At 47.0% G+C, this 12,160-nt stretch carries 13 protein-coding genes and 1 pseudogene; 7 read left to right on the top strand and 7 right to left on the bottom strand.

The features are described 5' to 3' along the window. Positions 1 to 135 (top strand): annotated as a pseudogene (locus B9T38_RS15455) (RNA-guided endonuclease InsQ/TnpB family protein); the annotation flags it as partial. A 166-nt stretch (positions 136 to 301) separates the two neighbouring features. On the opposite strand, the gene B9T38_RS15450 reads toward B9T38_RS15455, so the two are convergent. The 5 genes from B9T38_RS15450 to B9T38_RS15435 form a co-directional block, all read right to left on the bottom strand. Next, a complete protein-coding gene (locus B9T38_RS15450) occupies positions 302 to 640 on the bottom strand; it encodes a P-II family nitrogen regulator (protein ID WP_086197630.1) in 339 nt (112 codons plus the stop codon). Between the two features lie 186 nt (positions 641 to 826). Then, entirely contained in the window at positions 827 to 1,693 is an 867-nt protein-coding gene (gene purU / locus B9T38_RS15445) for a formyltetrahydrofolate deformylase (RefSeq protein WP_004704296.1), read from the bottom strand. A 231-nt stretch (positions 1,694 to 1,924) separates the two neighbouring features. Beyond that, positions 1,925 to 2,158 (bottom strand): hypothetical protein, encoded by a 234-nt coding sequence (locus B9T38_RS15440; protein WP_086197629.1) that lies wholly within the window; start codon positions 2,156 to 2,158, stop codon positions 1,925 to 1,927. Next, positions 2,130 to 2,258, bottom strand: coding sequence for a hypothetical protein (locus tag B9T38_RS17100; protein WP_286086731.1), 129 nt, complete (start codon positions 2,256 to 2,258; stop codon positions 2,130 to 2,132). Before B9T38_RS17100 ends, B9T38_RS15440 begins: the two co-directional genes overlap by 29 nt. Positions 2,259 to 2,328: 70 nt before the next feature. Next, positions 2,329 to 2,685 (bottom strand): DMT family transporter, encoded by a 357-nt coding sequence (locus tag B9T38_RS15435; RefSeq protein WP_353615847.1) that lies wholly within the window; start codon positions 2,683 to 2,685, stop codon positions 2,329 to 2,331. A 218-nt stretch (positions 2,686 to 2,903) separates the two neighbouring features. On the opposite strand from B9T38_RS15435, the gene purU (B9T38_RS15430) reads away from it, so the two are divergent. The 6 genes from purU (B9T38_RS15430) to B9T38_RS15405 are packed head-to-tail and all read left to right on the top strand — an operon-like array spanning position 2,904 to position 9,867. Next, the gene (gene purU, locus B9T38_RS15430; protein WP_004704301.1) at positions 2,904 to 3,770 is read left to right on the top strand and encodes a formyltetrahydrofolate deformylase; all 867 of its coding nucleotides are present in this window, start codon (positions 2,904 to 2,906) and stop codon (positions 3,768 to 3,770) included. Continuing rightward, a complete protein-coding gene (gene folD / locus B9T38_RS15425; protein WP_004704295.1) occupies positions 3,767 to 4,666 on the top strand; it encodes a bifunctional methylenetetrahydrofolate dehydrogenase/methenyltetrahydrofolate cyclohydrolase FolD in 900 nt (299 codons plus the stop codon). The genes purU (B9T38_RS15430) and folD overlap by 4 nt, the downstream gene beginning before the upstream one ends. A 38-nt stretch (positions 4,667 to 4,704) precedes the next feature. Further along, positions 4,705 to 5,943, top strand: coding sequence for an FAD-dependent oxidoreductase (locus B9T38_RS15420; protein WP_004704294.1), 1,239 nt, complete (start codon positions 4,705 to 4,707; stop codon positions 5,941 to 5,943). An 11-nt stretch (positions 5,944 to 5,954) separates the two neighbouring features. Further along, a complete protein-coding gene (locus B9T38_RS15415) occupies positions 5,955 to 6,290 on the top strand; it encodes a sarcosine oxidase subunit delta (protein ID WP_004704293.1) in 336 nt (111 codons plus the stop codon). Next, positions 6,287 to 9,199, top strand: coding sequence for a glycine cleavage T C-terminal barrel domain-containing protein (locus tag B9T38_RS15410; protein ID WP_004704292.1), 2,913 nt, complete (start codon positions 6,287 to 6,289; stop codon positions 9,197 to 9,199). Before B9T38_RS15415 ends, B9T38_RS15410 begins: the two co-directional genes overlap by 4 nt. Before the next feature lie 2 nt (positions 9,200 to 9,201). Then, positions 9,202 to 9,867: a sarcosine oxidase subunit gamma gene (locus B9T38_RS15405; RefSeq protein ID WP_004704291.1), complete on the top strand. Its 666-nt coding sequence runs from the start codon at positions 9,202 to 9,204 to the stop codon at positions 9,865 to 9,867. Positions 9,868 to 10,293: 426 nt separating this feature from the next. Here B9T38_RS15405 and B9T38_RS15400 read toward each other — a convergent pair whose 3' ends face one another. Both B9T38_RS15400 and B9T38_RS15395 read right to left on the bottom strand, forming a co-directional pair. After that, the gene (locus B9T38_RS15400; protein ID WP_005402020.1) at positions 10,294 to 11,448 is read right to left on the bottom strand and encodes an RNA-guided endonuclease InsQ/TnpB family protein; all 1,155 of its coding nucleotides are present in this window, start codon (positions 11,446 to 11,448) and stop codon (positions 10,294 to 10,296) included. Continuing rightward, positions 11,445 to 12,059, bottom strand: coding sequence for an IS607 family transposase (locus tag B9T38_RS15395; protein ID WP_086197627.1), 615 nt, complete (start codon positions 12,057 to 12,059; stop codon positions 11,445 to 11,447). Before B9T38_RS15395 ends, B9T38_RS15400 begins: the two co-directional genes overlap by 4 nt. Between the last annotated feature and the right edge of the window lie 101 nt (positions 12,060 to 12,160).

The raw sequence follows: 12,160 nt of genomic DNA, 5'->3' as shown, positions 1-12,160 counted from the left end.
GTTGCGAATGCGGATATTAACGCATCTCGTAACATCTTAGCGGTAGGACATACCGTTTTGTCTGTGGAGGGAAGACGCAGTAAAGGTCGCCCTGCGAAGCAGAAAGCAAGCGAAATCCGTGAGGAAGTCGCCTAAGAGCCTTTGCTTTTAGAATCCCTGAGAAACGAGTTTCGCAAGGAGCTAGTCGAAAGTGGTGGGAGTATGTCAAGTGTCCCCAAACCCCACTTGCCGGGTAATTCAGTGTTTAACTTTTGCGAGGGTGATCAAACCAAAGGGTGGGGGGATAGGATCGAGCATAACACTAAATGGCGTCCATACCGGTTTCACCAGTGCGGATACGTACCACTTGTTCCAGCGCGCTGACAAAAATTTTACCATCGCCAATTTTGCCCGTAGCGGCAAATTTGCTGATAATTTCAATTGCTGATTCGACCTGATCGCTCCGGACGGCCACTTCCAATTTCACTTTCGGCAAAAAATCGACCCTGTATTCGGCACCGCGGTACATTTCGGTATGGCCTTTTTGACGGCCTGCGCCTTTGACTTCGGTCACGGTCATACCATGAATGCTGTGTTTGTTGAGCTCTTCACGGACATCGTCCAATTTGAATGGTTTGATAATGGCGGTGATTAGTTTCATACAGTACCTCTTAATTTTATTGTATTCATTTTCATTCTTGAACAAGTTTTATTTTGCAAGAATGATGCCATTTTTCATTTTAAAATCATATCAATAGCAATCGATACATTTGTACGGCCAGTCTGGTTTTTCCACCTGAGTGGCCGTACAGCTGCGCTGGTGATGCGCTTAGCTTTCACTTAGGCCTTATTTAAATACCACCGTACGGTCATCATTAAGGAATACGCGGTGTTCGACAAAGTATTTCACCGCTTTGGACAGCGCGACTGTTTCGGTATCACGCCCCACCGAGACCAGGTCATCCGGCAAATAGGCATGGTCGACCCGCTGCACTTCCTGCTCGATAATCGGACCTTCGTCCAGATCACCGGTGACAAAATGTGCCGTGGCCCCGATCAGTTTGACGCCACGTTCAAAAGCCTGGTGATAAGGCTTGGCCCCTTTAAAGCCAGGCAGGAATGAATGGTGAATATTGATGGCGCGTCCTGCCAGCTGGCGGCACAGGTTGTCTGACAGGATCTGCATATAGCGCGCCAGAATCACCAGTTCGGTACCGGTTTCATCCACAATTTTCAGCAGTTCCTGTTCCTGCTGTGCTTTGGTCTCTTTGGTCACCGGCAGATAGATAAAGCGCAGGCCTTCACGTTCTGCAATCGGACGTAAATCCAGATGGTTGGACACCACTGCAGTAATCTGGAAATCCAGTTCGCCTTTATGATGGCGATACAGCAGGTTGAGGAAACAGTGATCAAATTTGCTGACCAGGATCATGACTTTCATCGGTGCGCTGCAGTCATAGAAGGTCGCCTGCATCGCGAACTGCTGTTCGACTTCGGCAAAGCTGGCTTTCAGGCTGTCAATATCGCCACTGGCGTCATTGAAACGGAAGACAATACGGGTAAAGAAATAGCCGGTGGTCTCGTCATCATACTGTGCCATTTCACTGATATAGCAGCCGTTCTGGGCAAGGCAGCCGCTGATGGCGGCAACGATGCCGGATGCAGCCGGGCAACGGATTTTTAGAATATATTGGGCTGGAGCGTTCTGGGGCATAGGGGTGCTTCCTATAAATTCTCAATCTTTAAAGTGAGTTTCTATGCGATGTTTAATTTTCTCTTTAGGAAAATTATTTTCTCTGTGAGAATTTATATAGGATTTTTTTTCAGCCGTCTACGGCTTTAGGAAAGTTTTTTTATTTTTAGGAAAGTTTTTTAAATTATTGATTTTTATTAAGATGTGCGAAAGCACCAGCAGGAAATTAATCTCCTGCTGGCTAGATTTGGCTTAACATAAAACCTCTACCCGATGAAACTGCTTCAGCTGCAACAATGCCTGAAAAGGCTGGGCAGACTGCATCAAATTATTCATCTGTTCATGAAACTGCTGAACCAGCCCCTGATTGCATCGAATCAGCCAGCCTTTCATAAACTTCTTGTTCATATTCAGCATATACACCTCACAGGTGGTCGGTGTTAATAAGCGAATTTTCTTAATCACAAAGTGTTCCGGATAGCTCATCGCATTCTCCTTTTACAAAGTTCAATTGATAAAAAGCAAATACCGCGCCAAGTTTGCCAATAACCGATTTGTCCTGTTTGATACCGGCTAAATCTGGCATTTATTCCTGTTATGAATATTTTATGCATTAAAACTGCGCATCTGCTTGATGGCCTGAACCAAATTGCAGATCAGGAGGGCTCGGATAATTTCATCAATAGCAGTCCAACCGTAATCAGAACGGCGGCTAAAATACGCATAAAGGTGGCCTGCTCGCCCAAGATCAGGATGCCCAGCAAAAATGCCCCGACCACACCTATGCCCGACCAAATGGTATAAGCCGTGCCTAGGGGCAGCGTACGCATGGCATAGCTCAACAGCAGAAAGCTTAAAATTACGAAAACCACCGTCATGAGGGTGGGGACCGGCTTGCTAAAACCGGCTGAAAGTTTCATGGAATAGGCCCAGATAATCTCAAAAATACCGGCCAGAACTAAAACTATCCATGCCATCTGTATTGACTCCCTGAATTGAGTTTTATGCCGGATCAGCTCAGCATACGGCTGATTTTAATACTGCGATGGCTGGCCAATTTTACCTATACCTCTAAAGGCATACTCATAAAAAGTAGCTGAATTTAAACAAGAAATATGGACAACGGCGTGTGTTTTTATATAAATTTTTACAAGAAATTAAATTTACTCTTAAGAATATCCATCTTGAGCACCTGAGTTTTGACTGCCTTAAATACCGGAGCAAATCGACCATGACGCAGCACACTTCAGCCCAATATATTCTAAAAATCCGTTGCCCGGCTGCATCCGGCATCGTTGCCGCCATCAGCGGCTGCCTTGCCCAGAACGGCTGCTATATCAGTGAAATGGCACAGTATGATGACGAGACCACCGGCTATTTCTTTACCCGTATTGTCTTCCGTTTCAATGACGCCAGTGGCGATATTGACAGCCTGAAAGCCAGCTTTGCCGAAGTCGAACAGCAGTTCGCGATGCAGGCGACCTTCTATGACTGCAGCGCACCGATGAAAGTCATGATCCTGGTCAGCAAATTTGATCACTGTTTCCTCAACCTGCTGTATCGCCATCATAAAGGCGAACTGGATTTCCAGATTACTGCAGTGGTCTCCAACCATCTGGATTTACGTCCCATTGCAGAACGTGAAGGCCTGCGCTTTATCTATCTACCGGTGACTAAAGAGACTAAAGCACAGCAGGAACAGGAACTGCTAAAAATTGTGGATGAAACCGGTACCGAACTGGTGATTCTGGCGCGCTATATGCAAATCCTGTCAGACAACCTGTGCCGCCAGCTGGCAGGACGCGCCATCAATATTCACCATTCGTTCCTGCCTGGCTTTAAAGGGGCCAAGCCTTATCACCAGGCCTTTGAACGCGGCGTCAAACTGATCGGGGCCACGGCACATTTTGTCACCGGTGATCTGGACGAAGGTCCGATTATCGAGCAGGAAGTGCAGCGGGTCGACCATGCCTATTTACCGGATGACCTGGTCTCGGTGGGGCGTGATACCGAAACAGTCGCGCTGTCCAAAGCGGTGAAATACTTTGTTGAACACCGCGTATTCCTTAATGATGACCGTACGGTGGTATTTAAATGAACATAGCCATTCAAGAACATTCACAGCCGCTGATTATTGACGGCAAAGCAACTGCACAAACCGTTTTGGACGAGATCAAAAGCGAAGTGCAGCAGATGAAAGCGCAAGGTATTGAGCCTTGCCTTGCGGTAGTCCTGGTCGGAGATGATCCGGCCAGTCATGTCTATGTGCGCAACAAGGTTGAAAAAGCGCTGTATGTCGGCATCCGCTCACTGGAATACCGCATGTCAGCAGATACAGATGCTGACACGCTGCTGCAGAAAATTGATGAACTGAATGCAGATGCCACCGTGCATGGCATCCTGGTGCAGCTGCCGTTGCCGGCACATATTGATGAAACGGCGGTGTTGCAGCGCATTCACCCGCTTAAGGACGTTGACGGTTTCCATAGTGAAAATGTCGGCGGTCTGAGTCAGGGCCGCGAGGTGTTAACCCCATGTACACCGACCGGCTGTATTCGTCTGCTCAAAGACACTCTGGGGCCGGATCTGTCCGGACTGCATGCAGTGGTGGTCGGCCGTTCCAACATTGTCGGCAAGCCGATGGCAGCGCTGTTATTAAAAGAAAGTTGCACCGTCAGCATTGTCCATTCACGCACCCAGAATATTCGCGACATTTGCAAAAATGCGGACATTCTGGTGGCAGCGGTCGGTAGACCGAAAATGATCGATGCATCCTATTTAAAACCGGGTGCGGTGGTCATTGATGTGGGGATTAACCGCATTCAGGAAAACGGCAAAAACCGTCTGGTCGGAGATGTCGATTATGACGATGCGCTGTCTGTGGTCAAAGCCATCACGCCTGTTCCGGGCGGTGTCGGTCCCATGACCATTGCCTACCTGATGAAAAATACCCTTGATGCTGCGCGTATGCAGGCAAACATTTTTAAAAAATAAGCTAGCGGCATTGGAAAAGATGCCTTGGAGAAGAAATCATGCCACTTGGTTTGCTCAAATACGGATTAAGCAGTGAATATCCTGTTGAAGTTGATTTGCCTCCACCGAAGGAGCTGAAATCACACTATGACGTAGTGATTATTGGCGCTGGCGGTCATGGTTTGGCAATCGCATATTATCTTGCAAAATATCAAGGCATCACCAATGTTGCTGTGCTGGAAAAATCCTATCTTGGCGGTGGTAATACGGCGCGTAATACTGCGGTGATCCGTTCCAACTATCTGACCTCAGAAGGAGTGAAGTTCTATTCAGAATCGGTTGATTTATTTAAAAACCTGTCCAATGAATTTGACTTCAACATCATGTATTCAGAGCGCGGCCAGCTGACTTTGGCGCATACCGATTCTACTGTGCGTGCCTTCCGCCAGCGTGCCGAAGTGAACAAGCATTTTGGTGGTCGTACCGAAATGATTGACCGCCAGCAAATTAAGGAGCTGGTACCGTGTCTGAATCTTGATCCCGCGCATTTGCCTGTTCTGGCAGGACTCTGGCATATGGATGGTGCCACAGCACGGCATGATGCCGTGGCCTGGGGCTATGCCAAGGAAGCGGCGAAACGCGGCGTGGAAATCCACCAGCTGACTGAAGTACAGGATTTTGTGACTGAAAAAAACCAGGTCACGGCGGTAAAAACCAACCGTGGCAGCATCAAGTGTGGCTGCGTGGTACAGGCGATTGCCGGCGCTTCCAGCATTTTAATGAACAAGCTGCATATCAAGTCGCCGATTCATACCTTCCCGCTGCAAGCCATGGTGTCCCAGCCGTTTAAACCGTTTATCAATCCTTTGGTCAGTTCATCTGCTTTGCACTGCTATGTGCAGCAAACCAGCCGCGGTGAAATTGTCTTTGGTGGCGGTTCAGACCCTTATCCGCTGTACAACACCCGTTCTACCCTGGATTTAAAAGAAAGCCTGCTGGCTCATGCCATTGAAATGTTCCCGTTTATGGCCAATGTCAAACTCATGCGCCAATGGGCTGGCATGACCGACATGACGCCTGACTACAGCCCGATTATGGGCAAATCGCCTTATGACAATTATTACCTGGATGCAGGCTGGGGCACGTGGGGCTTTAAATCCACCCCGATCTGTGGCAAGACCATGGCGGAACTTGTGGCGACTGGCCGTACGCCGGATCTGATCAAGCCATTTGAATTGTCGCGTTTCAGCCGCTTCCAGCAAGTCAATGAAATGGGCGCCACTGCGGCGAGCCATTAAGGAGTAAACCCATGAAAATAATGATTTGTCCTTTAAATGGTCCAAGAAATATCAGTGAATTTAGTTATGGCGGCGAGCTGAAAACCATGCCGGACCAGAACACCTGCAGCAATGAAGAATGGGCAGATTATGTGTTCAATAAAAGCAATATTGCCGGTGTGGTACTGGAATGGTGGATGCATACCCCAAGCAGTTATTGGTTTATTGCCGAGCGCCATACAGTGAGCGATGAAATTCTGCGTACCTTTGATGCCAAGGAAATGTTTAGCCAGCGCATCGATTTTGAAAATCCGCCAGCTACAGAAAAAACAGCAGAACAGGCTGCTAAACAGGAGGTATCCGCATGAGCAATCTAGATTTAAACCGACTGCCTTTGCCGTATGGCATTTTGATTGACCGCAACCAGCCTGTGACTTTTCAGTTTGATCAGCAGACTTTTCAGGGCTATGCGGGCGACAGTATTGCCAGTGCCTTGATTGCCAATCAGCGCTGGATTATGTCGCGCTCTTTTAAATACCACCGTCCGCGTGCACCTTTAACCATGGCGGGACAAGATGCCAATACGCTGATTCAATTGCCGCAGGAGCCGAATGTACTGGCAGATAGCACCGAGATTGCAGCGCATCTGTCGGCAATGGGGCAAAACTATGCTGGCTCGTTAATGAAAGACAGCGATGCGTTTTTAGGCAAATTCTCAAAATTTATGCCTGTCGGCTTCTATTACCGCTCATTCTACAAGCCTAAAGGGGTCTGGAAGCTGTGGGAGACCATGATCCGTAAAAAAGCCGGGCTGGGGGTGCTGGATCTGAATTTTCAGCCTGAATACTATGACAAAGCCTATCTATTTACAGATATTGCCATTATTGGTGCCGGTCCGGCCGGCTTGCAGGCAGCGTTAACCGCCGCGAATGCCGGCATGAAAGTGTTGTTAATTGAACAGGATAAAATACTGGGTGGTAGCCTGCATTATGCGCGTTTTGATGCCGAGGGTAAAAAAGCCGCTGCATGTGCAGCCAAACTGATTGCGCAAGTAGAACAGCATGAAAACATTAGCGTGCTGAAACAAGCCATTTGTAATGCCTGGTTTACCGATCATTATTTACCGGTCATTCAAGGCAAGCGTATGTATAAAGTCCGTGCCAAGCAATGCATTGTGGCCAGCGGCAGTTTTGACCAGCCAGTGGTGTTCCGCAACAACGACTTGCCCGGTGTGCTGTTGACCAGTGCCGTACAGCGTCTGGTCAAACTGTATGGGGTACGGCCCGGCCAGAAAACGGTTATTTTAACCGGTAACGATGACGGCTATCTGGCCGCCCTAGATCTGGCCGAAGCCGGTATCTCTGTGGCCGCCCTAGTCGACATGCGCGCCGGTGCAGAAGATCCCGCTTTGCAAAAAGCGGTTGAACTGCACCACATTCCGGTCTATCTCAGCAGTACCGTGTATGAAGCCTTGCATAGCAAGGACATGCAGCATCTGACCGGAGTCGATATACGCAGTATTGTTGCAGAAGGCCAGGTGGGTACACACAGCAAGAAAATTGATTGTGATGTGCTGGCCATGTCATCCGGTTATATGCCGGTGTACCAGCTGCTGTGTCAAGCCGGTGCCAAACTGAACTATAACGACAAAAAGGCACAGTTCAGCATTTCCGGTTTACCTCAGGGATTGCACATTAGCGGCTCTGTTGCCGGTGTGCATCAGCTGGACAATGTTCTGCATGATGCAGTGCAAACCGCCACGGATGCAGTGAATGCCATTTTGGGCAATGCTGCTACAGCAGCGAAAAAACCTGTTGTCGAAGCAGCGGTGAATTTCCCATGGCCAATTTTCGCGCATCCTAAGGGCAAAGAATTTGTCGATTATGATGAAGACCTGCAAATCCGCGACATTATTAATGCCACCAAATCGGGCTACCGTGATGTACAGCTGGTCAAGCGTTTTTCTACTGTGGGTATGGGACCTTCTCAAGGCCGTCATTCAGCCTTGCCTACTGCGCGTCTCGTGGCAAAATATACAGACCGCACAGTGAGCGAAACCGGGGTGACGACCGCCCGTCCACCGTTCACTGCAGAAAAATTGGCGCATATTGCGGGACGCGGTTTTGATCCTTTCCGTCAGACCGCCATGCATCAACGCCATATTGAGGCCGGTGCACAAATGATGCCGGCAGGCAACTGGCAGCGTCCGGCCTATTATGGTGACGTCTCTGGCCGTTTGCAGCATATTGAAAACGAAGTGCGCAATGTACGTCAGAATGTCGGCATGATTGATGTATCTACTTTAGGCGGATTAGATCTTCGCGGGCCTGACAGCGGCGAGTTCCTCAACCGATTATATACCTTTGGTTTTGTAAAATTACCGGTGGGTAAAACCCGTTATGCAGTCATGACTGCCGAAGATGGCGTGGTGATAGACGATGGTGTTGCCGGGCGTTTAAGTGAAAACCACTTTTATGTTACCGCAACCACCAGTGGGGTAGACCGCATTTACCAGCAAATGCTGAAATGGAATGCGCAGTGGCGCTTAAATGTCGATATAGCCAATGTCACGTCGGCATTTGCGGCGGTGAATATTGCCGGTCCGAATTCCCGCAAAGTGCTGCAAAAGGTCTGTCAGGACGTGGACTTCAGTGCAGCAGCATTTCCCTACCTGGGTTTGCGCACCGGAACCATTCAGGGCATTGCTGTGCGTATCTTGCGCGTTGGCTTTGTAGGCGAATTGGGCTATGAAATTCACTTCCCTGCACGTTATGGCGAGTTCATGTGGGATCTGCTGATGCAGGCGGGTCAAGAGTTCTCCATGAAGCCTTTTGGGGTGGAAAGCCAGCGACTACTGCGTTTGGAAAAGGGTCATATCATTATCAGTCAGGATACCGATGGCATGTCGCATCCTAAAGAAGTGGACTTAGGCTGGGCTGTAGCGAAAAGCAAGCCATGGTTCGTGGGCAAGCGTTCCATTGCCATTTTGGAACAGCAGCCCATGAAACGCAAATTGGTGTCTTTTGTGCTGGACAAACAGCAGCAAAAACCGCTGGAAGGCCATATTGTGCTGAATGGCGACAAAATTACAGGAAACGTAACTTCGTGTGAATATTCACCCACTCTGGACCAAATTATTGGCATGGCGTATGTCGGTATCGAGCAAAGCGCAGTGGGCCAGCAGTTCCAGATTCGTGTGGAAAAAGGTGCAAGTGTCTACGCCACAGTAGTAAAAGCGCCTTTCTATGACCCTAATAATGCCCGTCAGGAGATCTGATCATGAGTATTTTACCTCAAGCAGAACGCAGTCCCATTCAAAAAACCTGTGCGGCCTATCAGTCTTATGGCGCAGGACGCATGTTTCTTGCAGGCGGTAAGTCCCAGCACATTCAGCAATGTGCAGTGGTGGATTTAACCAATATGCCACGCGTCGGTTTCCGGGGAACCGACAGTGCCAGCTATTTAACTGCAGCGGGTTTTAGATTGCCGGATGAACCCAATCGATTGTGTCATCAGGCCAATGGCAGCATTGTGGCACGGCTGTCTGCGACCGAATATTTAGTGCTGGGTGCAATGCAGGATTTTGGTGAAAGTATAGCCGCACTGGAACAGAGCTGGGAGCTGAGTGACCGCGCCAACTATCTGCTGCCGCGTCAGGATAGCCATGCCTGGATTCAGCTAACTGGGCAATCTGTGGCTTTCATCATGGCTAAGCTGTGTGCCGTCGATTTGTCCGCAGAAGCTTTTGCTGCAGGTCAGATTGCACAGACCTCGGTGGCGCGCATTAATGCTGTGGTGATGAATGTCAGCGATGCCCAGGCGCCGAAATTCAATCTCTTGTGTGACCGGGCTTCTGCACTGTATTTGTGGAATGTCCTGCTGGATGCCATTGCAGAATTTGATGGTCAGGCTGTCGGTATTGACGGGCTGCTCAGCATTGCATAAATAACAATTCTGTTTTCCCCCAACTGTAATCCCCCTGAATGGCTGTTAGCGTAAGCTGGCAGCCATTTGCTTTATGCCCTAGAGTCAGGACAGCAATCAACCTTTATCATAAGAGCGTACAGCCGCCCATTCCAGCACTATGCTTTTAAGCATTCACCATTTACTAAAGCATCGTTTTGATCAAGAAAAAAATTAAATGCTTCAAAGCAATAGGACGAAATCCGTCGTTTGTTCTTGCCACCATGGCTACATGATCGCGCTACCCGATTTCTCTATAATGATGACCGTTATTTAAAACCTACTTAAACCTACTTACGTGGGTTTAATGTTTAATTCCTACTTCATCATCAAGAACCAATTGCTATTGCGCTTGGGATTACCTCAATTCCATAGGCTGTCACGGTGTAACTCACCGCCATTGGTGGCTTATGTAGCCACCAATTCTTTATCTGCATGTTTTAGAATATTGATGGCAGCATTAATATCCCTGTGATGCAGGGTGTTACATGAACATCGCCACTCACGCATTGCAAGTGTCAGGTTTTGGTTTAATTCACCACAATTCGAACACATCTTGCTGCTTGGAAAGAATCGTCCAACAGAAAGTATTGATTTGCCATGCTGTTTAGCCTTGTAAATCAACTGTCGCTTGAACTCATAAAAGCCCATATCCGATATGGCTCTTGAGAGCTTACGGTTTTGTACCATACCTTTCACATTTAAATCCTCAATCGCAATCAGATCGAATCGCTTAACTAAATCAGATGTGACTTGATGAAGATTGTTTTTTCTCAAGCATGATATTTTGTAGTGCAAACGAGAGAGCTTGGTTTTCGCTTTTTCTCTGTTTTGACTACCTTTCTTTTTACGGCTAAAAGACTTAGCAAGTCGTCTTAACTTGGCAAGCTGTTTCTTTAGTGGCGCACTTGATGGAACAACCTCGCCATTAGATAAAGTGGCAAGACTGGAAACACCTAAATCAATACCAACAGATAAACCTGTTTTGGGGTGAAGTTTCTCAGGCTGATTTAATTCAACAGCAATCGAAGCAAACCACTTACCACCCTGTTTAAATATTTTCGCTGATAATATTTTTCCTTGATAACGCAAATCCTCAGTCATTTTTACCCAACCCAAGTTTGGGATACTAATTTTTCTATCTTTAATGCTGAATTGGTCATTTGATAATGAGAAGCGATCATCTACGCCTTTTTTTCTAGGCTTTGGATATTTGGATTGACCATTAAAAAAACGATCAAATGAACTACCCAATTGCTTAATCGCAAGTTGTGGCGCACATTTGGTCACTTTAAGCATGAAAGGGTATTTCTCACGCTTGAACGAGTTTAAGTGCTTTCTTATTTTAGCTTCGGATGGTTTATTTAGAAGTTTTTTATCCACCTGAACGCCATAATAGTCACACTGATCTCTATATTCCTTATCTGCTTTATATTGACGTTGCCATTCTTTTAAAGCCCAATTATACGACAAACGAGCAACACCACTCGCTTGAGCGAAATGACTTGCTTGCTTATTATTTGGCAGTAATTGGATTACATGCCCTCGTATGAATCGGCTCATAGTGCGTCTTTGACTGCCTGTATTAACTTTTGGTTTTTCTTACTACGACTACCATATAATCTTGCCGAAAACACTGTAATGATTTCCAAAACATCTTGAGCAAGTTCTTCCTCAAAAGACAAATTTTCACCCTTATTAAGAATGACGATCTCCACGCTTTTAGCTTCACATAAGGCAAAAACCAACTCAGCACCAAACCGCAATAAGCGATCTTTATGCGTTAAAACCAAACGTCCGATTTCATCATTCATGATTGCTTCTAGCAGCTTATTTAAGCCTTTTTTTCTATAGTTCATACCCGAACCAAGATCGGAGATTAATTCAAACGTCCAACCTTGATTTGCACAGTACATTTCAAGAACTTGTTGCTGTCGAATTAAATCTTCTTTTTGGTCATGACTCGATACCCTTGCGTATGCAATGGTTTTCCTTTGAAGTTGACTATCGGGCTTGTGTATTTGCTCAGGCATGATCTTACTCAGATCATATCGTCTATGATTTTTAGGGGTTCGATCTGCAACCAAAGTGCCTTCTTCATCCCAACGCCTTAATGTTTGAATGGAAACACCTAATGTTTTAGCTGCAACGCTAATGCTTACATATTTACTCATGTTGTATATAATAGTATAGAAATAAGTAGATTTCAATTAGCAGTTACAAACCCTGTATAGAAAATTTTCCTTGTGGTTTTTTGGGAATGTTCAGCAACCTA

The sequence above is a fragment of the Acinetobacter sp. ANC 4218 genome, assembly GCF_002135245.1.
GTDB lineage: Bacteria > Pseudomonadota > Gammaproteobacteria > Pseudomonadales > Moraxellaceae > Acinetobacter.
The sequence above is the reverse complement of the archived record's forward strand: the minus strand, read 5'-3'. Positions and strand labels throughout refer to the sequence as shown.

Excerpts from the sequence above, each read along its gene's own strand:
- B9T38_RS15405 (WP_004704291.1), top strand. The coding sequence starts at position 9,202 with ATGAGTATTTTACCTCAAGCAGAACGCAGTCCCATTCAAAAAACCTGT.
- purU (WP_004704301.1), top strand. The coding sequence starts at position 2,904 with ATGACGCAGCACACTTCAGCCCAATATATTCTAAAAATCCGTTGCCCG.
- B9T38_RS17100 (WP_286086731.1), bottom strand. The coding sequence starts at position 2,258 with ATGCCAGATTTAGCCGGTATCAAACAGGACAAATCGGTTATTGGCAAA.
- B9T38_RS15400 (WP_005402020.1), bottom strand. The coding sequence starts at position 11,448 with ATGAGCCGATTCATACGAGGGCATGTAATCCAATTACTGCCAAATAAT.
- B9T38_RS15440 (WP_086197629.1), bottom strand. The coding sequence starts at position 2,158 with ATGAGCTATCCGGAACACTTTGTGATTAAGAAAATTCGCTTATTAACA.
- B9T38_RS15410 (WP_004704292.1), top strand. The coding sequence starts at position 6,287 with ATGAGCAATCTAGATTTAAACCGACTGCCTTTGCCGTATGGCATTTTG.
- B9T38_RS15415 (WP_004704293.1), top strand. The coding sequence starts at position 5,955 with ATGAAAATAATGATTTGTCCTTTAAATGGTCCAAGAAATATCAGTGAA.
- purU (WP_004704296.1), bottom strand. The coding sequence starts at position 1,693 with ATGCCCCAGAACGCTCCAGCCCAATATATTCTAAAAATCCGTTGCCCG.
- B9T38_RS15420 (WP_004704294.1), top strand. The coding sequence starts at position 4,705 with ATGCCACTTGGTTTGCTCAAATACGGATTAAGCAGTGAATATCCTGTT.
- folD (WP_004704295.1), top strand. The coding sequence starts at position 3,767 with ATGAACATAGCCATTCAAGAACATTCACAGCCGCTGATTATTGACGGC.
- B9T38_RS15395 (WP_086197627.1), bottom strand. The coding sequence starts at position 12,059 with ATGAGTAAATATGTAAGCATTAGCGTTGCAGCTAAAACATTAGGTGTT.
- B9T38_RS15450 (WP_086197630.1), bottom strand. The coding sequence starts at position 640 with ATGAAACTAATCACCGCCATTATCAAACCATTCAAATTGGACGATGTC.